Annotated in this window: 19 protein-coding genes; 4 read left to right on the forward strand and 15 right to left on the reverse strand. The window is 28.7% G+C overall.

Going from position 1 to position 21,687, the window contains the following annotated elements; genetic code table 11:
* Positions 1-187: 187 nt before the first annotated feature.
* The 5 genes from ACQY5W_RS11970 to trxA all read right to left on the reverse strand — a co-directional run bounded on the left by ACQY5W_RS11970 (position 188) and on the right by trxA (position 6,179).
* Positions 188-844, reverse strand: coding sequence for a response regulator transcription factor (locus ACQY5W_RS11970; protein WP_428025205.1), 657 nt, complete (start codon positions 842-844; stop codon positions 188-190).
* The gene (locus ACQY5W_RS11975; RefSeq protein ID WP_428025206.1) at positions 841-3,009 is read right to left on the reverse strand and encodes an ABC transporter substrate binding protein; all 2,169 of its coding nucleotides are present in this window, start codon (positions 3,007-3,009) and stop codon (positions 841-843) included. The genes ACQY5W_RS11970 and ACQY5W_RS11975 overlap by 4 nt, the downstream gene beginning before the upstream one ends.
* A gap of 73 nt (positions 3,010-3,082) precedes the next feature.
* A complete protein-coding gene (locus ACQY5W_RS11980) occupies positions 3,083-4,489 on the reverse strand; it encodes a DASS family sodium-coupled anion symporter (protein WP_428025207.1) in 1,407 nt (468 codons plus the stop codon).
* Positions 4,490-4,643: 154 nt separating this feature from the next.
* Positions 4,644-5,573 carry a thioredoxin-disulfide reductase gene (gene trxB / locus ACQY5W_RS11985; protein WP_428025208.1) on the reverse strand — a complete coding sequence of 310 codons (930 nt, stop codon included), beginning with the start codon at positions 5,571-5,573 and terminating at the stop codon, positions 4,644-4,646.
* A 288-nt stretch (positions 5,574-5,861) separates the two neighbouring features.
* The gene (gene trxA / locus ACQY5W_RS11990; RefSeq protein WP_428025209.1) at positions 5,862-6,179 is read right to left on the reverse strand and encodes a thioredoxin; all 318 of its coding nucleotides are present in this window, start codon (positions 6,177-6,179) and stop codon (positions 5,862-5,864) included.
* Between the two features lie 139 nt (positions 6,180-6,318).
* On the opposite strand from trxA, the gene alaS reads away from it, so the two are divergent.
* From alaS to ACQY5W_RS12005, 3 genes are read left to right on the forward strand one after another with little or no spacing between them, the layout of a single operon-like run.
* Complete coding sequence (gene alaS / locus ACQY5W_RS11995; RefSeq protein ID WP_428025210.1) at positions 6,319-8,871, forward strand: alanine--tRNA ligase; 2,553 nt, start codon at positions 6,319-6,321, stop codon at positions 8,869-8,871.
* 6 nt (positions 8,872-8,877) lie between these two features.
* The gene (locus ACQY5W_RS12000; RefSeq protein WP_428025211.1) at positions 8,878-9,357 is read left to right on the forward strand and encodes a hypothetical protein; all 480 of its coding nucleotides are present in this window, start codon (positions 8,878-8,880) and stop codon (positions 9,355-9,357) included.
* Between the two features lie 57 nt (positions 9,358-9,414).
* Positions 9,415-9,915 (forward strand): NlpC/P60 family protein, encoded by a 501-nt coding sequence (locus ACQY5W_RS12005; RefSeq protein WP_428025212.1) that lies wholly within the window; start codon positions 9,415-9,417, stop codon positions 9,913-9,915.
* On the opposite strand, the gene ACQY5W_RS12010 is transcribed toward ACQY5W_RS12005, so the two are convergent.
* The 3 genes from ACQY5W_RS12010 to ACQY5W_RS12020 form a co-directional block, all read right to left on the reverse strand.
* Entirely contained in the window at positions 9,912-10,841 is a 930-nt protein-coding gene (locus ACQY5W_RS12010; RefSeq protein ID WP_428025213.1) for an AEC family transporter, read from the reverse strand. The two genes, ACQY5W_RS12005 and ACQY5W_RS12010, sit on opposite strands and share 4 nt — an antisense overlap.
* A gap of 151 nt (positions 10,842-10,992) precedes the next feature.
* Entirely contained in the window at positions 10,993-12,267 is a 1,275-nt protein-coding gene (locus ACQY5W_RS12015; protein WP_428025214.1) for a tellurium resistance protein TerC, read from the reverse strand.
* Positions 12,257-13,150, reverse strand: coding sequence for a DMT family transporter (locus tag ACQY5W_RS12020; RefSeq protein WP_428025215.1), 894 nt, complete (start codon positions 13,148-13,150; stop codon positions 12,257-12,259). The genes ACQY5W_RS12015 and ACQY5W_RS12020 overlap by 11 nt, the downstream gene beginning before the upstream one ends.
* Positions 13,151-13,209: 59 nt before the next feature.
* Between ACQY5W_RS12020 and maf the strand changes: the two genes are divergently transcribed.
* Positions 13,210-13,758 carry a septum formation inhibitor Maf gene (gene maf, locus ACQY5W_RS12025; RefSeq protein WP_428025216.1) on the forward strand — a complete coding sequence of 183 codons (549 nt, stop codon included), beginning with the start codon at positions 13,210-13,212 and terminating at the stop codon, positions 13,756-13,758.
* A 43-nt stretch (positions 13,759-13,801) separates the two neighbouring features.
* Here the strand turns inward: maf and ACQY5W_RS12030 are convergent, their stop codons facing one another.
* The 7 genes from ACQY5W_RS12030 to fabI all read right to left on the reverse strand — a co-directional run bounded on the left by ACQY5W_RS12030 (position 13,802) and on the right by fabI (position 21,687).
* The gene (locus ACQY5W_RS12030) at positions 13,802-14,491 is read right to left on the reverse strand and encodes a hypothetical protein (protein ID WP_428025217.1); all 690 of its coding nucleotides are present in this window, start codon (positions 14,489-14,491) and stop codon (positions 13,802-13,804) included.
* Between the two features lie 167 nt (positions 14,492-14,658).
* Positions 14,659-16,461 (reverse strand): 1-deoxy-D-xylulose-5-phosphate synthase, encoded by a 1,803-nt coding sequence (gene dxs, locus ACQY5W_RS12035; RefSeq protein WP_428025218.1) that lies wholly within the window; start codon positions 16,459-16,461, stop codon positions 14,659-14,661.
* A gap of 13 nt (positions 16,462-16,474) precedes the next feature.
* A complete protein-coding gene (gene hisC, locus ACQY5W_RS12040) occupies positions 16,475-17,581 on the reverse strand; it encodes a histidinol-phosphate transaminase (protein ID WP_428025219.1) in 1,107 nt (368 codons plus the stop codon).
* Between the two features lie 15 nt (positions 17,582-17,596).
* Positions 17,597-18,664 carry a chorismate mutase gene (gene pheA / locus ACQY5W_RS12045; protein WP_428025220.1) on the reverse strand — a complete coding sequence of 356 codons (1,068 nt, stop codon included), beginning with the start codon at positions 18,662-18,664 and terminating at the stop codon, positions 17,597-17,599.
* Positions 18,661-19,440 (reverse strand): HAD-IIA family hydrolase, encoded by a 780-nt coding sequence (locus ACQY5W_RS12050; protein WP_428025221.1) that lies wholly within the window; start codon positions 19,438-19,440, stop codon positions 18,661-18,663. The genes pheA and ACQY5W_RS12050 overlap by 4 nt, the downstream gene beginning before the upstream one ends.
* Positions 19,441-20,649, reverse strand: coding sequence for a diaminopimelate decarboxylase (gene lysA / locus ACQY5W_RS12055; RefSeq protein WP_428025222.1), 1,209 nt, complete (start codon positions 20,647-20,649; stop codon positions 19,441-19,443).
* 210 nt (positions 20,650-20,859) lie between these two features.
* The gene (fabI, locus tag ACQY5W_RS12060; protein ID WP_428025223.1) at positions 20,860-21,687 is read right to left on the reverse strand and encodes an enoyl-ACP reductase FabI; all 828 of its coding nucleotides are present in this window, start codon (positions 21,685-21,687) and stop codon (positions 20,860-20,862) included.

A 21,687-nucleotide genomic window follows, 5' to 3' on the forward strand; every position in this document is an offset into this window, starting at 1 on the left:
GCCTGTTACTGTTGCTGTTGACACCGAGGGTACTTCTATTCATACTACGGGGCCTGCTATGTGGAGAACTATTTAATAAACAAATCTACTAATAAGGAGGACATTAAAACAGAAAATATATTAAAAACACAAATAGCCTATCTAAAAGTTAAATTAAAAAAAGCCTTGATACCCCTTATCAAGGCTTTTAACACAATTTTACGTTTTTATTTAAAGAGTAACCTAAACCTTTTACAATAACAATACCATCATTTGGAAGTTTTTTTCTTAATCTTTTTATCATAGATCTAATATTAACTAAACTAGTCTCTTCACCTTCCCAAACATACTCTTCAAGTTCAGTATATGTAGCTACATGGTGTAAATTATTTGAAAATAGTTCTAAAAACAAAATCTCTTTTTTTGTCAGTTCTATTTCTATATTATCTCCAAATAATTTATGATTTATAAAGTCATATTTATAATTTTCATCAAATTGTAAATACTGTTTTTGGATAATGCAAAGTTTTTTTACTTTTTGAACAAGTTCTAAGATATAAAAAGGCTTCTTTAAATAATCATCACAACCTTTTTCATAAGATTTTTGAACCTTTTCTAAATCATGATTAGAGCTTATAATTATAACTGGAGTTGTTGCATGATTGATTCTAATATATTCTAAAATTGAAATTCCATCTAAATTGGGTACATTTATATCTAAAATAAAACATGAATAACCATTTCCTAAAGCCTCTAAAGCTTGATCACCATCATAGAAAGTATCTATCCCATAACCTTCACTTTGTAATGCTTGTTTGATTACACTACAAAGTCTTTCATTATCTTCTAAAACTAATATTTTCATCTGTTTTGTTCCAATTTTATTGTAAACATGGCACCATCATCTATATTTTCAACAAATATTTTACCATTCATTTTGTCTTCTATAATAACTTTAGTCATATATAAACCAATACCATGACCATCCTCTTTAGTAGTATAATAAGCCCCAAATATTTTATCTAAGCTTTTATCATTTATTCCACCAGCATTATCGTGTATGGTAATAACTAAATCACACTCATCATTAAATACATTTATATCTATATTTCTATTTTTATAATCATTATTTAAAAGGGCATCTTTTGCATTATTTATAATATTTAAAAAGGATTGCATAAACTCATTTTTATAACCATATACAATCAAATCTGTGCCATCTTTTATATCTAAATTTATTTTTATACTATTGTATTTAATATTATGATGAACAATCTCTAACATCGATTCAATAGCTTCTTTTATATCAAAGTCAACTTTTTTATTTGAAGGCATAATAAATTTTTGAAAATCATTTATTGTATTTGTCATATAGTTTACTTGATTCATAATATCTTTTACAAAACTATCATCTTCTTTAATCTCTTCACATTTTTTTGTATAAAAAAGCTCTTGGGCTATTGCAGTTATCTCCACAAGTGGTGATTTCCATTGATGGGCAATAGAAGAAAAAACCTCACCAATTTCTGCTAGTTTACTTTGTTGAATAATAAATTGTCTATTTTTTTGTTTCTCTTGATTTATCTCTTTTTCTTTTGTAATATCAGTAAAAATTGTAACATACCCTTCTGATTTTGTTTTTTCATCTTTAAACTTTTCTTGCTTTAAAAGATATGTTTTCTTTTTTAAATTATCATCAATAAAATCAAACTCATAGTTTTCATTTTCGTTATCTTTATATTTTTTTATTACTTTAATAATCTTTCTTACATTTTTATTTTTTTCAAAATCTTCTAGTCTTTTTCCATATAAATCACTACACTTTATTTTTAATAACTTACAAAATGTCTTATTAGAATCTACAACCACACCTTTAAAATCTTGCCAAAAGATTGGACTTTCAATTGCATTTAACAAAGTTTCATCAAACTCTATTCTTCTTCTTAAATCTTTTTCAACTTGTTTTCTCATATAAATATTATGAATAAGGCCTAATATTAAAAAAAGTAAAAAAGGAGATATTGTAAATACAAAATTTATAAATCCCCTATGTTTTTCATAATATGTTGGTCTTTTATTAATCAATTCATATGGAATAGATAATCCATCAACAGGAAGATAAAACTCACTTAATTTTTGAGAATCAAAGATATATGTTAAGTCAGTATAAGTAACTATTTTATGTGATTTTTTATTTAAAATATCCAAAGCCATCTCTCCAGATAATTTTCCAAACTTATTTAAATCAATGATTTTACCTCCAGTTGCACCTTTTCTTATAAAAATAGAATCCGTAACAAATATAGGTATTTTTGCATTTTTTATAAAATCTTCTATCTCTTGATTTTTATTTAATTCACCATTAGTATTTTTATAAAATCTTATAAAAAGTGCAGCACTATTCTCTTCTTTTTTAGAAAATCTCTGTTTTAAAAGCTCTAAATTATCCTCTTTTAAATACACTAAATCAAACTTGCTTTTAAAATTATTTATTAAATCAAAAATCAAAGGCTCAGTATGTAAAGCATTTAAACTTTTGTCATTGATGATATATAGTTTTCTAATACTTGGAAAAATAGTTCTAATTATGTCTACATTTCCTTCTAAATCTCTTTTTTCCAAAAGTGCTGAGACTTTATTTTCAACACCATATTTTTTTGCTTTTTCTTTTGAAAAATTTTCTATTCCAACTGCTAAAATTGGCTCATTATTAAAAAACTCTTTATAAATATCCAATACAAAATCATACGCAAATCTATCAACTGCAACTATTAAATCATATTTTCTATTTTTTAATTGTACTTTATAAAGTTTTTTCAAACTCTCATAGTACTCTTTTGAAGTAACTCTTTTAGAATCCATATATAAAATATTTACATCAATATTTGAATATGGGTATATAACTTTTTCTATTCCATTTATAATACTATCACTAAATTCATACCCTTTATGATATGAGTTTATTATTAAAATTGAGCTATTTGCAAGAAGAAATGTTTGAAAGATTAGAAAGATTAAAAACTTTTTCATAAAAGAACCTATAATTAATTTTTCTAAAAAAAATGGTGCCAAAAAATTGGCACCATAACTTTAAAGTATTGTTTTATAGGATTACAAAACCTAGAGCAACTAAAGCTCCTAAGTAGATTGCTCCAAATATAATACCTAGTTTCCACCATGTAGCTTGTGAAATATATCCAGCTCCATACCAAATTGGTGATGGTCCTGTTGCATATGGAGTTATAATTCCCATTAAACCTAATGAACCTACTAATAATATAGCAATTGGCTGTAACATCGCTGCTGGCACTAAATTTGTAGCTATTCCTAAAAATAGTGGTAATAATGCCACAGTATGTGCAGTAACACTTGCAAATAAGTAGTGGAACAAGAAGAATAATACTAACAGTACAATTCCTATCATTATAGGATCCATTCCAACTAACCAACTAGAAATTAATCCAGATGCCCATTTTAAATATCCAACTTGTTTTAATCCAGATGCCATTGCTACAAGTGTTGCGAACCAAATAAATACATTGATTGCTCCTTTATTAGAAACCACATCATCCCAATTAATTACATCAAATAACACAAGTAAACAAAGAACTGCAATAGCGGCAACTGTACTATTTACTCCAAGTTGTTTTCCAAAAATCCACATTACTAATGCTAAAAGACCTAAACATAACATTATTATCTCTTTTTTAGTAATTGAACCCATTTCAGCAAGTTGTTTTGCAGCCCAAGTTGGTGCTTCAGGAGAAACTTTTTGTTCTGGTGGATATACAATATATGTAATATATGGTACCAATAAAAATAGAGGTATCATAATAATTGCCAAGGTTCCAAACCATGTTCCCCAATCAATTGATACACCAATATTTTTTTCTACTAATGATACTGCTAATAAATTTGGTGCAAGTGCTGTTAAGAACATAGAACTTGTCACACAAGTTGCAGCAATAGCAACCCAAGAGATATAAGAACCAATTTTTCTTGGCTCATGCTCTGGTGTTGAATCAAACATTTGAGGGATATTAATAGCAATAGGGAAAATAGTTCCCGCACTTCTTGCCGTATTTGATGGCATAAAAGGTGCAAGTACAGCATCAGCAAAAGCTACTGCATATCCAAGACCAAGTGTTGTTTTACCAAGTTTTTTAACTAATATTAGAGCTATCCTTTTACCAAGTCCTGATTTTTTGTAACCAAGAGCAAACATAAATGCTGCGAAAATCAACCAAATAACTCCATTAGAGAAACCACTTAATGCCCATTTTGCAGAAGCTTTTGCATTTTCTCCAACTAAACCAAATGTTGCTGAAAATGCAACACCCACTAAACCAATAAGTGCAGGTGGAATTGGTTCTAAAATTAAACCTACAATTACTCCTAAAAATACAGCAAAAAAATACTGTGCATTTACATCTAGCCCTTCAGGTGTAGGAAGAAGTGCTACAATAACCGCGACTAAAATTGGAATCGCCATTTTTAAATTATTGCTCATAAGAAACCTTTCATTAGTTTATTTATGTAATGATATATGTTTCATATGGCATTAGTGTGACATTTTTAAATGTTTGGATTAATTTTTTAATTTAAGTAAAAAAAAAGATAGAGTTTTACTCTACCTTTTATAATTTTATATATTTTCTAAACTTTTAACCTAAATATTCTATGATATTTACAGCAGCTGTAGCACCATCTCCTGCAGCACAAACTACTTGCTTAGCAGCATCGACTCTTACATCCCCTGCAGCATAAAGACCTGGTACACTTGTTCTCATTTTAAGGTCAACAACTATTTCAGTTGCTTCATTAACATCACAAAGATATGTTCCATCTTCTTGTTTTAAGCTATCACTTAATACATCTCTTCCAACAAATGTAAATACACCAGGAACTTGTAAATCTCTAATTTCACTAGATTCTTTACTTTTTACTTTAAGTCCTAAAACTCCTGTATTATCCCCATAAACTTCTTCAACAGTTACATTAGTAACTTCTTCAATATTTTCACAATGCTTCATATGTTCTATTGTACTTGGAGCTGCTTTATAGGTATCACGTCTGTGTACTAAATAAACTTTAGAACAAATTTTTGATAAATAAACTGCTTCTTCTAAAGCAGAATCTCCACCACCAATAACAGCTACTTCTTTATTTTTATAGAAAAATCCATCACAAGTTGCACAAGTAGAAACTCCTCTTCCAAAAAACTCTTTTTCACCTTTAAAGCCACCTTTTTTTGGAACAGAACCAGTTGCTAATAAAACAGCTTTTGCTTCTTGTTTTGTTCCATCAGCCAATTCAACTACAAAAGTGTCACCATTTTTAGTTACTTTCATAACTTGATTCATCTCATGCTTTAAACCAAATCTCATAGCTTGTTTTGGCCAAGATTCCATTAAATCCATACCACTTACTATTTCAACTTGACCTGGATAATTTTCTATTTCACTACTTCCAGTTATTTGACCACCAGGCATACCCATTTCAAACATAGTTACATTTTTTAGTCCACCACGAGTTGCGTATAATCCAGCAGTAAGACCAGCTGGTCCTCCACCAATAATTGCTAAATCTAACATATATATTCCTCTATTTATTTTTTATCAAAGTGATTTTTTACACAATTTAAAAAGTTTAATTAAACAATATGCTACTTAAAAAATATTAAGTAAGAGGTTAATCAAATCTTTTTAATAATGGATAATTTTTATCCTTTAATATTATTTATCGAATTAAACACAAATCTTAATAAAACTATTTAATGAATTATTAACTAAACTATATGTTTAAAGATATTTTAATTTTAGAAATAAAAAAAGGTAGAAGAAATACTCTTCTACCTTTTAATAGATAAACTAATTTATTTATTATAATAAAGAATTAATTTTATCAGCGAAAGCTTGTTTTGAAGCAGCACCAATCATTTGATCAACAACTTCTCCATCTTTTAAGAAAACAATAGTTGGAATAGATCTAACTCCAAATTTCACAGCTAAATCTTGTTCTTCATCAGTATTTACTTTACAAATATTTGCTTTTCCTTCATACTCTTCTGCTAACTCATCAATAACTGGAGCTAACATTCTACAAGGTCCACACCAAGGAGCCCAGAAATCTACCATTGAGATTCCTTCTTTTACTGTTGCTTCAAAATTGTCTTGTGTTAATTCTATATACTTACCCATCAAGTTTCCTTTATATGTATTATTTAAAAAATTATACAGACTTAAACTTTAAATAAACTTGTACTTTTTTACATATAATGTTTAATAAATTATATTTTAGCTAGAATATTTGTTCTTAAAATTATAATTGGAAATTTATATGGATATCAGAAAAGAGTATTTAGAATTTTTTAAAAGTAAAGGGCATGAGGTTATATCTTCGATGCCTTTAGTTCCCGATGACCCTACATTGCTTTTTACAAATGCAGGTATGGTTCAGTTTAAAGACATATTTACAGGTGCTATTCCAACTCCTGAAAACAAAACTGCAACATCATGTCAGTTATGTATAAGAGCTGGTGGGAAACATAATGATTTAGAAAATGTAGGATACACAGCAAGACATCATACACTTTTTGAGATGTTAGGAAATTTTTCATTTGGTGATTATTTCAAAGAAGATGCAATTGCATATGCTTGGGAATTTATAACTGTTAATTTAGCCTTACCTATTGAAAAGTTATGGGTAACAGTACATGAAAGTGATGATGAAGCATTTAATATCTGGACTAAACATATTGATCCTTCACGAATTAAAAGATTTGGAGATAAGGACAATTTTTGGGCTATGGGTGATACAGGTCCATGTGGTCCTTGTTCTGAAATTTTTTATGACCAAGGTGTTGAGCATTTTGGAAGTGATGAAGACTATTTAGGTGGAGATGGTGATAGATTCCTAGAAATTTGGAACTTAGTATTTATGCAATATGAACAAAATAATGGGATTAGAACACCTCTTCCAAAACCATCAATTGATACAGGAATGGGATTAGAAAGAGTTATTGCTATTAAAGAAGGGGTATTAAATAATTTTGATTCTTCTAACTTTAAACCTTTAGTAAATCAAGTTGCAAAACTAGCAAAAAAAGAACCAACAAAAGAGACTATAGGTTCATATAGAGTAATAGCAGACCATTTAAGAGCAGTATCATTTATGCTTTCACAAGGTATATTATTTGGTAATGAAGGAAGACCTTACGTTAATAGAAGAATATTAAGACGTGCTGTTAGACATGGATATTTACTTGGATTTAGAGAAGCATTTATGGCTAAACTTGTTGATGTACTTATCGATATCATGGGTGGACATTATGTTGAACTTAAAGAGCAAGCTTCATTTATAAAAGAGCAATTAACTTTAGAAGAAGAGAGATTTTTCAAAACTATTGCTTCTGGAATGACCCTATTTAATGAAGAGTTAGAAAATACTCAAAAACTATTTTCTGGAGAAGTTGCATTTAAACTTTATGATACTTATGGATTTCCTTTGGACTTAACAGAAGATATGTTAAGAGATAAGAATTTAAGAGTTGATATAAATAAATTTGATGAACTAATGAATGCCCAAAAAGCTAAAGCTAAAGCTGCTTGGAAAGGTAGTGGAGATGAAGCTAGTGAAGGTGACTTTAAAGTATTACTTGAAAAATATGGTGTAAATGAGTTTGTTGGTTATGACCATATTTCATATGAAAGTAAGATTGTTACACTTCTTGATGAAAACTTTAATGAAATTGACTCATTAGAAAAAGGTCAAACTGGTTGGATAATGCTTGATAAAACTCCATTTTACGCAACAAGTGGTGGTCAAAGCGGAGATATTGGTGCATTAGAAGATAATGAACATATCGCTATTATTGAAGAGACTTCAAAATTCCATGGAATTAATCTTTCAAAAGTAAAAGTAGCAGCCTCTAATTTAAAAAAAGGTGAAAATGTAACTGCTGTTGTAGTAAACAGATATGAAATTGCAAAACATCATAGTGCCACTCATCTTTTACAAAGTGCACTTAAAATGGTTTTAGGGGATACTGTTTCTCAAGCTGGTTCATTAAACGATGCTTCAAGATTAAGATTTGACTTTACATATCCAAAAGCTATGACAACTGAACAAATAGAAGAAGTACAAGATTTAGTTAACTCTATGATTACAAGAGCTTTAAAAGGAAGTGTTGAAGAGCTACCAATTGAAGAGGCTAAACAAAAAGGTGCTATTGCTATGTTTGGTGAAAAATATGGTGATATGGTTAGAGTTGTAAATTTTGGAGATGTATCTGTAGAGTTTTGTGGAGGAACACACGTAAATAATGCACTAGATATTGGAAGCTTTTATATCGTAAAAGAATCAGGAGTTAGTGCAGGTGTTAGAAGAATAGAAGCAGTTTGTGGAACTGCTGCAATTAAATATACGAACTCTATTATTTCTAAAATGAATGAAATAGAAAATGAGATAAAAAGCTCTGATGTAATTTCTGGAATTAGAAAATTAAAAGATCAAATAAAAACATTAAAACAAGAGTTAAATGAAGCTCAAAGTGTAACATCTGCTCCATTAAGTGAAGAGATGATTGGAGATACAAAAGTAATCGTTGACATTGTTAAAAATGGAGACATTAAAAAAATAGTTGATGATGTTAAAAATGGAAATGAAAAAGTAGCAATACTTTTAATTCAAGCAAAAGATGACAAAGTTATGTTAGTAGCTGGAAGTAAAAATACAAATATTAAAGCTGGTAATTGGATAAAAGAGATTGCTCCAATCGTAGGTGGAGGTGGAGGTGGAAGACCTGACTTCGCACAAGCTGGTGGAAAAGATGTATCAAAAATAGATGAAGCAAAAGCAAAAGCTTTATCTTATGCAAAAGAGAAATTATAAAATATAATGAAAGAGTTATTTTTATCAATACCTAACATTATCATATTTTTACATGTAATCTCTGCTGTTTTATGGGTAGGAGGAATGATAGCAATTAGATTTGCTATTCATTACTCTATGCAAAATATAGAAGAGCCTAAAATTAAATTAGCAAGAACATTGGAAAATTTACAAAGATTTTTTAATCTTGTTATTCCAGCTATTTTGATTTTATTACTTACTGCAATAATGATGATTTTAGGACTTGAATTAAAAGCAACTCCCTTATACAAATTTGCTTTAATAAAAGAGATTATTTGGACTATTATGACTTTAATCTTTATTTATATTTATACAAAAAGAAACAAAGCACAAAAATATTTTGACAATGGTGAATTTCCCCTTGCAAAAGCTACATTGGAACCAATAGCAAAAATCTTTATTCCTACAAATATTATCTTAGGTTTTATTGCAATTTTTCTAGGAGTAACACTAAGAGGATTTTAGTCCTCTTTACTCTTTATGTTTTTTTTGATATATTAAAAAAACCTTTTAGGAAGTATCATGAAAACAACTATTTTTTTTATCATTTTTATATTTTTACTTACAGGTTGTTCTACAAAAAACCCTTATACGCCTACAAAACCACTATCATCATATAAAAGTAATAAAATCTATAAAAACATAAATATCTCTGATGCTTTGCTTTCTCACTACAAACAATGGGAAGGAGTTAGCTATAAATATGGTGGTGAAAATAGAAATGGTATTGATTGTTCTTTTTTTGTTTATGATGCTTTTAGAAAAAGCTTACGTGAAAATGTTCCAAGAACTACATACTTTCAATCAAAAAGTGGACAAGCTATCCAAAAAAAAGATTTAAGTATGGGGGATTTAGTATTTTTTATTATTAATAAAAAAGGCTCAAGACATGTGGGGATTTATCTAAAAGATGGAGATTTTATGCACGTATCAACATCAAATGGAGTTATGATATCAAATCTTTCAAATCCCTATTGGAAAGCTCATTACTGGAAAGCAAGAAGAGTTTTAGCTTCTAACTAAAATCCTCCATATAAAAAGATATAAAGCGGTATAGTAATAACAGAAACCACAGTACTTAAAAATACAGCTAAACTTGCTTTTTCTGGTTTTGCATTTAGTAATACTGCCAAAGTTACAGTATTTCCAGCAAGGGGAACTATAGCAAATAAAAATAAAACCTTATACAAATCATCATTTAAAAATGTAAAAAATGTTTTATCTAAAAATATAAATCCTAATATTGCCAATGGCCAAAAAATAAACTTCATAAAATATGCAATAGAGATAAATTTAACATCGAAATTACCTTCACTATTTTTAAGACCTATTAGTCCCATACCCAACATCATCATACCTAAAATCCCATAAGCACCTTTGAATTGTGCTGTATATGAACTTATTACATCAGGTATTTCAAATCCAGCAATATTTAATATAATTCCAAAAATAAAAGCATAAAGAATTGGTAATCTTGACATCTTCTTTAAAGACTCTTTAACAGTAAAATTACCCTTTGCAGTAACATAAAATCCTGATGTACTCTCATATAAAAGTGAAGCTAAAACTGTAAAAATATAAATATCTGCCAAAGAAGGAGGAAAAAATATAATTGCAAGAGGGATACCAAAATATCCAGTATTACCTGTTCCTGCTGAAAAAGCTAAGATGTTTCCCGTTGGATCAGACCAAGTATTTTTGAATAAAGCTAAAGTTCCAAAAGCTATTATAGAACAAAATATAAATAAAAATATAGGTAAAAAAGCAACTGCAAAATCAATTTTTACACTTAATGTTGCAGAAAATACAACAATAGGTCCTAAAATATAAATCAATAATGTAGCTATTGATTCCCTTTTAACATTTAAAAACTTAGATGATAAGTAACCCAAAACAACATTAATATAAATAGGAAATACTTTTAATAATATAATAAAAAATAGACTCAAGAATTTGCTCCAATATAAGGAATAACTCTAGCAAATTTAAATTGAATAAAGGAGTCAATATAATACAATTTAAAAATAGTATTTGATGTTTTCAATGTTATTCCTTGTTATAAGTATAAATTTTTCATATGAAATTTTTATGATATTTTCATCATACAATAAAATTATCTAAAATATAAAGTATTAAAACACATACAAGATACATTTTTATTGCATAAGGAATATTTAATACAAATATCTGCTTTGCATTTATATTATATCTTGCTTGGATTGTCAAACTTAATCCACTAAAGGGAGAAGTTGAAACAGTAGTTGCCCAAGCCATTAAAAATGTAACAGCCAATAATGTATGATTGAACTGAATAAGAAAATCACTAATTACTGCTATGGTAATTATAGGGTGTATTCCAACAAAAGATAAAAATATAAAACCCAATAAAACTAAAGAAGCTTCAATATATGTAAATTCGCTTAGAGGAAAAATCACATTATATCCTGTAAGTATAGAACTAACTGATACCCCAAACATACCAGCAACAATAAACAATGATATTTCCATCTTCATATTGGGTAAATCACTTACTATATGCTCTTTTAAAAGATAAAATACTTTTCTAAACTTCTCTTTTATACATAAAATTATAAAAGTCAAAATTAAAGAATAAGAGCTTATTAAAACAATAACTTTTAGATTTTCGTCATAATATTTACTAAATAATACCATCAATGCCAATATAACTGGGATATATAAAGTTTCTAAAGATATTGGATAACCTTTAAAATTTTCCATATCAAATTTCTTTTTAACTTCAAAATATGTAATGATAAAAGCAATAATTGCTAAAGAAATACCATTGAAAAAAATTGTAGCCTTATCAAAATCAGGTAAATAAGTAAGTGCAACAGCAAAGGATACAAAAAAAGGTGACCAATAAGCATCAGAAGAAAAAGCTCTTGTGAGTACTACTAACTGTAGATTTGTAAGCGGTGCTTTTTTATACATCTTATCTGCAACTAATACAAGTGATGATAAGTTTATCACTGAACCAAAAAGATGTATTCCTAAATATGTTTTAAAAAATGAACTTCTACCAGATTCTCTTTGGGCATTTTTTTCAAACTTTGGTGTTGTAATAAGCTTTAATAGAGAAACCCCTATCAATAGTGCTAAAAGATATTGATTTACTATAATTGCTTTTATAAAATCTATTTCAAAACCATTTATATATGAAAATAAAAAATTACAAAAACTCAATATTAAAAGAGGTATGATTATCTTTTTTTTAGGCAATGTAATAAAAAGAAAGAAAAAAGAAATCCAAGCAAAAATACCTGCTAAAACTAAAAGTTTATCATTAAAAAAGTATGAGAAATTTGTAAATAAAAATGATAAAAATATTAATCCTCCAGAAATACTATTTATCAACTTTTACTCTTTTTAAAAAAATAGATAAATATATACCTAAAGCAATAAAAATTATTCCAATAAGATGATAAAACTCTAAAGACTCTTTTAAAAATACAAATGCCAAAATAGAGCCAAATACTGGCATAAGGTGAGCGAATTGTCCAGCCTTATTTGCTCCAACTTCTACAGTTGCTAGATTCCAAAAATAAAAAGATACAATCGATGGAAAAATTGCCATATAAACTAAAGAATACAATAGTGTATTATCATTTAAAAATTCTAACTCAAATTTAAAATCAAACAATATGGTAACAAGTCCTAAAACTACCACTCCAATAAAAACAATAATAGATAAAAATTGTAAAGGCTTAACTTCTATTGGCTTAAATCTTAAAAATATTGAATATAAAGCCCAAGAGATACAAGCTAAAATCACCCATAAATCATATCTTGTAAACTCTAGATTTAAAAGGGTTTGTAAATCACCTTTTATAATCAAATAGATAACTCCAATAGTCGATAACAATACACCAAACATCTGCAACTTTGTAATTCTTGTATTTAATATAAATGCAGACAATATGATAATAAAAATTGGAGTTGATGAATTTATCAGTAAAGCGTTTGTTGCTGTTATATAATCAAGTCCAAAATAGATAAAGGTGTTATAAGCACTAACTCCTAAAACCCCAAACAAAATATATAAAAAAGGTTTTTGTTTAAAAATATAGATTAATCTTTTGCTATTTAAAATAATATATGGTAATAAAATTAATAAAACAAAAAACCATCTAAAAAATGATAATTCCATTGCAGAGATATCAGCAGATACATATCTACCCAATACAAAATTCCCAGACCAAAAAAGTACGGCTAAAACTAAATAAATATAATATTTCATAAATTAAACTTTTGATTTTTTTGTGTAAAATAGCATAATTGAATTAAAAAGGAAATTTATTGATAAGATTAGGTTCAAAATCACCCACAAGAGCTAAGATACTTGAAGCACATAATATAAAATTTATCCAAAGTGGAGGAGATTTTGATGAAGACACAATCCATACCACAGACCCAAAAAGTTTCGCCTACCAAGCAACCTTAGGAAAGTTTGATGAACTATACAAAAAATACGGAGTAGAAGAATATCCCCTTTTAGTATCAGATTCAGTAGTAACAGCTAATAACTTACTTCTACGAAAAGCAAAAGATAAAAACGACGCCAAAAGAATGTTAGAACTACAAAGGGGAAACCAAACTTCAGTAATAAGCTGTATGAAATACAAAAGCAAAACCCTAGAACTAATAGATATATCCATCACAACGTATATTTTTGAAAAGTTTGATGAAAAAGATATGCAAAACTATCTAGACTCAAATGAATGGATGGGAAAAGCAGGAGCAATCATGGTAGAAGGATTTTGTAAACCATATATTAAAGAAGTAATTGGATATGAGAGTACGGCGATGGGACTTTGTGTAGAAAAATTGAAGGTGTTTTTGGATTAAAATAAATCAATTCCTTTTTTAATCTCCCATTAAAAGTTAAAAATTATTTTGAATAATTTGTTATCCAATGTTTAATAAACTCCAAATCTTCTGGTTCTGATAAGCGTATCTCTTTAATTACTTGCTCTCCTGTATTATATAATTTTAATACCAAAATATTATCTGATTTTTTTTCACAACTACTAATATCTTTATAATATATTGTATTACCAAAAAAAATTAATTTATCATTATATACAGTTACATAAATGGAAACATATGGTGATAGAAATATCCAAACTAATAGAAGAGTAAACGGTATAATTATAAATAAACTAAGATGAATACGGAAAGTAAAATAAAAAGTTAATAATACACCTATAAATATGTATATCCCACCTATTCCTGTTGAAAGTGGATAGTTATTCTCAAATTCTACTTTTTCAATGTCTCTTTCTTTAGAATTTATAATTATTTTATCAACATGTTCTATATTAATATTTTTAACTTTCTTAAGTAAAAAAGTTATATCATCATTATTATTCAAGATTTCTAAAATAGATTCTTTTGAAAGTTCTTCTTTACCTAGTAAATCTTTTTCTAAAATAAGTTTTAAGTACATAATATCTTGTTCGGATGAAGAATAGTTATTTAAAGATTTTTTTGCTAATTCATAAGAATCAGTTACACCCTTTTTTAATAAATCATAAATAATCCCACTAAGTAAAGTACTGGTCAAAAATTCAGCAACCATATAGAACCCTTATATTAAAGATATTTAATAAAAGTTAATTATACAAAAAACTTCATATTTTTTACGAAATCAAGGCGAAGGAGTTTTTTTGTGAAAGAGCTTACAAGTAGTAAGTGACTGAATAAAAAAACTCCTTCAACGCAGAGTCCGTGAAAAAGATGGAGTTTTTATTTTACTCTATCAGCTAGTTGAGCAGGTAGTAAGCCTAACGACTCTTCTACTTCTTTCGTATCCCCATGCACTATAAAATCATCCCCATACTCAAAACTCGTCAAGTTCACACAAACTTTCTCTTCATTTAAAAACTCTAAGATGGTACTTCCTACTCCACCTTGTTTTTGTGAGTCTGAGAAAATATACCAATCATCATATTTTTTTGCTAACTCTTTTAAAGTTTTTTTATCCAATGGTTTTACAAATCTTAAATCTAAGATTGCGATATCTTCGTTATGCAATTTTTCTGTTTCACAGGCTCTTCCAACAGCTGCACCATAGGCGATAAATAGTTTATTTGAAGTTCCCTCTTTTAGAAGTTCTGCTTTACCTAATACAAAAGGCGAAGCTGGTGCACATACTTCTTTGAAGGCACCTCTTGGATATCTTATTGCACTTGGACTTTTTAAATTATAAGCAAATTCAAGTCCAAGTTTTAGTGTTTCATCACATCTTGGAGCAAATAAAATCATATTGGGAATAAATCTTAAAAATGAAATATCAAAAGCTCCTTGGTGAGTCTCTCCATCATTTCCAACTATTCCTGCTCTATCTATGGCAAATACAACTGGTAGATTCATCAAACAAACATCATGGATAATTTGGTCAAATCCCCTTTGTAAAAAGGTAGAATAAATAGTAATAAAAGGTTTAAAACCCTCTTTTGCCATAGCAGCCATAGAAGTTACTGCATGCTGTTCTGCAATAGCAACATCCCAAAATCTATCAGGAAACTTATCCATAAGTTTATCTATTCCTGTACCACTTGGCATAGCAGCTGTAACACCTACTACATTTTCATGCTTTAAAGCTAATTCAGTAAGAGCATCAGCAAAAACAGCAGTTGCTGATTTTGGAGCCTCTTTTTTTACGAACTCTCCATCTTCAACATTAAATGGCCCCACTCCATGCCAATGTTCATGTTGTCCTTCTGCTATTTTATAACCTTTTCCTTTTACTGTTCTAGCATGAACTATAACTGGCTTTTTCATAGCTTTTGCTATTTGTAAAGTTTCAATTACCTCTTCTAAATCATGTCCATCAATAGGTCCAATATAATCAACACCCATCTCTTCAAACAGGATTCCTGGAGTGATTAACTTCATAGCTTCTTCCATTCTTTTTGCTATGTATGTTGTACCTTCTGGCATATTTTTTTTAATAAAAGTATCAACTTTTGTTTTAAACCCTTGATAATATTTTCCAGCAAGAAGTTTTGAAAGATATTTTGATATGGCACCTATTGGTTTAGCTATTGACATCTCGTTATCATTTAAGATGATTACCATAGGAAGTTTTAAATCTCCTATTTCGTTTAAAGCTTCATAAACCATCCCAGCAGTCATAGAGCCATCACCTATCATAACAACTGGCACTCTATCCTCTTTTTTAAGTTTGATAGCTTTTGCTGCACCAACAGCAAGTGATAAAGAAGTAGAACTATGTCCTGCTACAAAGTAATCTGCATCACTCTCTTTTGGTTTTGTAAATCCACTTAAACCATTGAACTGTCTAATAGTTTCAAACTCTTCCCAACGTCCAGTTAAAAGTTTGTGTGGATAGCATTGATGAGATACATCAAAAATAAAAGGATCTTTATCTGAATCAAAAACATAATGCATACCAACAGTAAGTTCAACAGCCCCTAAAGTTGAAGAAAAGTGCCCACCTTTTCTAGATACAACATCTATTATTCTATCTCTAATTCTTTGACTTACTTCTTTTAACTCTTTTGGCGATTTGTTTTTTATTTTCATATCTCTTCTTAATCTACTTTAATTTCTCTAACACTTCATCCAACATTTTAAATACTTTTGTATTTTGTTCATTTGTACCTATAGTTATTCTTATAGCATTTTGACCATATCCTGTCAAATCTCGCACTATAATTCCCACTTCTAAAAGTTTTTGAGCAACCTCTTTTGATACAAATTTATCCCCAAATAAAATAGTAATAAAGTTTGTATATGAAGGAATATATTCAAAACCTTTGGCATCAACATACTCTTCATATCTTTTCATCTCTTCAAAGTTTTTTGCAATACAAGCAGTTACAAACTCTTCATCTTTTAGTGCTTCAATTGCAGCAGCTAAAGTTAAAGTTGTGATATTAAATGGAGCTCTTAATTTATAAAGAGTTTTTATAATATCAGAATTTCCTATACCATATCCAACTCTCATTCCACCTAAGGCATAAGCTTTTGAAAATGTTCCAAGATAAATAGCATTTGGGAACTTAGTAATTAAATCTTTAGGTACTATTTTTTTCTTTTCATCTTTAAATGCTGCGTACTCTTGATAAGCACCATCAACTACAACTAAAGTATTTTTATCTACTTCTTCCAAAAATTTATAAACTTCATCTTTATCTACACATTCACCTAATGGATTATTTGGTATACATAAAAATATTACATCTGCACCATGCTCTTTGTATAAAGCAGAAAATTCAGCCAAATTATGAGTGTGAGACTCTGTTTTTATGATTTGAGAACCAGTTTGTTTACCATAGATTTCATACATAGCAAATGTAGTTTTTGCCATAAGTATTTTAGAGTCTTTTTCACATTTTGCATGTACACAAAACTCCAAAATCTGGTCACTTCCAGAGCCTATAATCACATTTGAAGATTCCACTTCAAACTTATTTGCCAAAGCCTCTTTTAATTCATACATTGAATCATCTGGATAAATAAACATATTTTTTGCTAACTCTTGAATCTTAGCGGTTACCTTAGGACTTGTTCCATAAGGATTTTCATTTGAAGCTAGTTTTACAACGTCCTTTGGATCAACCCCATATTCTCTTACAACTAATTCAATTGGTTTTCCAGCTTCATAAGTTGTTACATTTTCTAAAACATCATTAAATTTCATCAATTTTCCTAAAAATTAAATATCATCAATCTCTTTAACATATGAACCTAAGAATTTAATAGATTCATTATGCTTTTTAAATATCTCTTTAACATTATCATCATCTCTATGACCACTAAAATCAATAAAGAAAATAGAATCTCCCTCTACAATATGAGATTTTATCTTAGTTAAATTTATTTTAGCCTTATCAAAATCAGTTAAAAATTCAACCAAGGCACCAGGTGTATTTGGTAGTTTTGCTAAAATAGAAGTTTTATCATTTCCACTTTGAGCATTTTCAAAATCACTTACAATAAAAAATCTAGTTTTATTATTGTCTTTGTCTTCAATATTTTCAAACATTATTGGAAGATTATAGATTTTAGCTCCAACATGAGAACAAATTGCTGCACTATAAGGCTCTTCTAAAGCCAATTTTGCTGCTTTTGTTGTAGATTCTACTGGAATATGTTCTATTTCATCAAGTCCAAAATTTTCTAAAAATTTACTACATTGTTCAAAAGCAATATCTTTTGAATATATCTTTTTTATATCTTTTACTTTATCACAAGTACTTGCAAAAGTATGATGTATATTTAAAATAACTTCAGCAATAATTTTTAAATCATAAGTACTTAAACAATTTATAGTATCTGATACAATTCCATTTGAAGAGTTTTCAATAGGAATAACTCCAAATTTTGCTTTTTGTGTACTAACTTCTCTAAATACACCTTTGATTGAACCTATTGAAATATAAGAACTCATAGCACCAAATCTAGCCTCTGCTGCTTGGTGAGTAAAACTTCCTTCAGGACCAAGGTAGGCTATATTCTCTGGTAGTTCAAGATTTCTACTAATGGCAAATATTTCTAAAAAAAGTGCTTCAATAGCGGCACGATTAAGTTTACCTTTATTCAGACTATCGAGTCTATCAATAATAGCTTTTTCTCTCTCAGGTCTATAAATTGCCCCACCACTTTTTGCTTTTACAGCTCCAACTTGGTGAACTAAATCCATTCTATCATTTATAAGTTTTAGAAGCTCATTATCTATGGCATCTAACTTATCTCTTAACTCTTGTAATCCAGCTTCACTCATATTTCACCTTTGTTTAAAAGATTCAAAACTTCACCCATATCTTTACATATGAAATTTGGTTTTTCATTATCATTTAAAGTAGATAGTATCTCTTCTTTACTTTTAATTTTGCCACTTAGAACTAAACACGAATTCATGCCAAGTTTTTGAGCTCCAATCAAATCACCAATCATATCATCTGAAATTATCATTATATCTTTAAAATCTACATTAATAATATCTTTTGCACTTTCAAAAAAACCAAGTGAAGGTTTACCAACAACTTTATAATCCTTATTTGTAGCAAATTTTACCATGTTCATTATAGCACCAACACCAGGATATCTTCTACCATCTTTTGCATAAATTGAAGTATCATGCATACCAATTATGCTATTAACTTTTAATGCAATTTCTATCATTGAAGCATAATCTTCATTGGTGTATTCTTTTTTTATAGATACAATTAATCCCTTTGGATTTTCAAAATCTATTTCGTATCCTAGTTCAATCATAGTATCAATAAACTCTTGTGAACCAAAAGCTGCTACTTTTTTCTCATTTGCAACACTATTTAAAATATAAAAAGGGTCAATATAATTTTTTATATTAAAGCCTTTGTCATTTAAAAACTTTTTAAAGTCTTCACTTTTAAACTTTGTGTTGTTTGTAATTACCACATATGGTATGTTTTTTTCATTTAATGTATCAATAAACTCTATGGCACCATTTATTGGTTCTTTATTAATATCATCGATTAATGTACCTTGTACATCTATGAAATAAGCTCTGCTCATTTATTTTATAAATTCCTCTTCAAGTGCAATTAAATCTTCAAAAACTTCTCTTTTTCTAATCAATCTATCTTGACCATTTTCAATTGCTATTTCAGCAACTCTACCTCTTGTATTGTAGTTAGAACTCATTGTAAATCCATAAGCACCAGCACTATAAATTGCAACTAAATCATTATGTTGTGTTTTAGGCAACTCTATATTTTTGGCAAAAAAATCACCACTTTCACAAATAGGTCCTACAAGATTACAATCAGAAAATTCTTTATTGTCATTTAATACTTCAATTTTATGATATGCGTTATATAAAGCTGGTCTAATTAAATCATTCATAGCCCCATCAACAATTACAAATCTTTTATTTCCATTTACTTTCTCGTATAAAACTTTTGTAACAAAAGTTCCGCTATTTCCTACTAAAAATCTTCCTGGTTCACAGATTATTGTTATATCAAGTCCAAACATATTTTCTAATACTGATTGTGCATATTCATTTGTATCTATAAGTTTCTCATTATCATAAACAATACCTAAACCACCACCGATATCCATAAATGATAGTTCAATTTTTATAGCTTTTAGATTTCTAACTAAATCAGCTACAATTTTTACTGACTCTTTTATTGGCTCTAATTGAGTTAATTGAGAACCAATATGACAATGCATCCCAACAGGGTCAAGATTATCAGAGTTTTTACATTGGATATACATTCTTTTTGCAGTATCTATATCAACCCCAAATTTATTTTCATGTAATCCAGTAGAAATATATGGATGTGTTTGAGGGTCAATGTTTGGATTTACTCTTATTGAAATTCTAGCAATTTTACCTAACTCTTTTGCAATAGTTTCTACTCTTTGTAATTCAGCATCTGATTCTACATTTATCATCAAAATATCTAAAGTCAGTGCTTCCCTTATCTCATCATCAATCTTTCCAACACCTGAAAAAATAATCTTATAAGGTGCTATTCCCACTTTTAATGCACGTTTTACTTCACCAATAGATACACAGTCAGCACCTGCTCCAAGGTCGGCTAAATGTTTAATAACAGATAAATTTGAGTTTGCTTTTACTGCATATGCAACCAAAGATTTTCTTGCTTTAAAGGCATTTTTTAACTCTTCATACTGTTTTGTAATATGATCAAAATCATATACATAATATGGTGTTTGATATTTATTCGCTAATTCTTTAAAATTAATATTCATTTCTTTCCTATGTTTTCTAAAATCTTAAATTTAAATTCCTAAAATTTAAAATTAAAATTTTTAATACCCAAAATAAGTAGTTAGAAAGTGTGAGATTTTGAGTGAAGTTCAAGGCGGAAAGAAAATCATAGGCAGGAGCTTACATTAGTAAGTGAGTGTCTAAGATTTTCTTTCCAACGCAGAAATTCGCCAAAAGCTTACGCTTTATGACTACTTATCAGTTCCGTTCCATGCTATTGTTGGACGTCCCTCTTCATTGAACTCAACTGCTGGCATTCCCATAATATTAAATCCTGAATCCACATAATGAATTTCACCAGTTACTGCACTACTTAAATCAGATAATAAATACATACCAGAATTTCCAACTTCTTCAATAGTTACATTCTTTTTAAGAGGCGAGTGAGCTTCATTCCATTTAAGCATAAATCTAAAATCGCTAATACCTGCAGCAGCAAGTGTTTTAATTGGACCTGCACTAATTGCATTTACTCTAATTCCATCTTTTCCTAAATCTTCAGCAAGATATTTTGTTGTCATCTCTAAAGCAGCTTTAGCAATACCCATAAGATTATAATTTGGAATATATTTTACTCCACCATAATACGAAAGAGTTAAAATAGAAGAGTTTTCACTTAATAATGGTTTTAACTCTCTTGTAATTTCAATCAATGAATAAACAGAGATATCCATAGCTACATCAAATGCCTCTTTAGAAATATCATAAAATCTTCCAGATAGTCCCTCTTTTGGTGCAAAAGCAATAGAATGAACGATAAAATCAATTTGACCTAAATCTTTCTCTAAAGATACTTTTAAAGCTTTGATTTCTTCAGGATTTGAAACATCACATGGATAAACTAAATCAACACTATCAAATTCAGCAGCTATTGGTTCAACTCTTTTTTTCAAAGAATCATTTAAATAAGTAAAAGCTATCTTTGCACCTTGAGCAGCACATGCTTTTGCGATACCATAAGCAATAGATTTATTATTTGCAACACCTAAAATTACACCTTTTTTACCATTCATTACCAT

Origin of the sequence: Arcobacter sp. (assembly GCF_050300555.1) — a bacterium.
Lineage (GTDB): Bacteria > Campylobacterota > Campylobacteria > Campylobacterales > Arcobacteraceae > Arcobacter.

What these genes read in the sequence shown, in the direction of transcription:
- ACQY5W_RS12000 (WP_428025211.1), top strand. Translation starts at nt 8,878, where the DNA reads ATGAAAGAGTTATTTTTATCAATACCTAACATTATCATATTTTTACAT.
- trxA (WP_428025209.1), bottom strand. Translation starts at nt 6,179, where the DNA reads ATGGGTAAGTATATAGAATTAACACAAGACAATTTTGAAGCAACAGTA.
- ACQY5W_RS11975 (WP_428025206.1), bottom strand. Translation starts at nt 3,009, where the DNA reads ATGAAAAAGTTTTTAATCTTTCTAATCTTTCAAACATTTCTTCTTGCA.
- trxB (WP_428025208.1), bottom strand. Translation starts at nt 5,573, where the DNA reads ATGTTAGATTTAGCAATTATTGGTGGAGGACCAGCTGGTCTTACTGCT.
- ACQY5W_RS12030 (WP_428025217.1), bottom strand. Translation starts at nt 14,491, where the DNA reads ATGGTTGCTGAATTTTTGACCAGTACTTTACTTAGTGGGATTATTTAT.
- lysA (WP_428025222.1), bottom strand. Translation starts at nt 20,649, where the DNA reads ATGAATATTAATTTTAAAGAATTAGCGAATAAATATCAAACACCATAT.
- ACQY5W_RS11970 (WP_428025205.1), bottom strand. Translation starts at nt 844, where the DNA reads ATGAAAATATTAGTTTTAGAAGATAATGAAAGACTTTGTAGTGTAATC.
- fabI (WP_428025223.1), bottom strand. Translation starts at nt 21,687, where the DNA reads ATGGTAATGAATGGTAAAAAAGGTGTAATTTTAGGTGTTGCAAATAAT.
- ACQY5W_RS12050 (WP_428025221.1), bottom strand. Translation starts at nt 19,440, where the DNA reads ATGAGCAGAGCTTATTTCATAGATGTACAAGGTACATTAATCGATGAT.
- dxs (WP_428025218.1), bottom strand. Translation starts at nt 16,461, where the DNA reads ATGAAAATAAAAAACAAATCGCCAAAAGAGTTAAAAGAAGTAAGTCAA.
- alaS (WP_428025210.1), top strand. Translation starts at nt 6,319, where the DNA reads ATGGATATCAGAAAAGAGTATTTAGAATTTTTTAAAAGTAAAGGGCAT.
- pheA (WP_428025220.1), bottom strand. Translation starts at nt 18,664, where the DNA reads ATGAGTGAAGCTGGATTACAAGAGTTAAGAGATAAGTTAGATGCCATA.
- hisC (WP_428025219.1), bottom strand. Translation starts at nt 17,581, where the DNA reads ATGAAATTTAATGATGTTTTAGAAAATGTAACAACTTATGAAGCTGGA.
- ACQY5W_RS12005 (WP_428025212.1), top strand. Translation starts at nt 9,415, where the DNA reads ATGAAAACAACTATTTTTTTTATCATTTTTATATTTTTACTTACAGGT.
- ACQY5W_RS11980 (WP_428025207.1), bottom strand. Translation starts at nt 4,489, where the DNA reads ATGAGCAATAATTTAAAAATGGCGATTCCAATTTTAGTCGCGGTTATT.
- ACQY5W_RS12020 (WP_428025215.1), bottom strand. Translation starts at nt 13,150, where the DNA reads ATGAAATATTATATTTATTTAGTTTTAGCCGTACTTTTTTGGTCTGGG.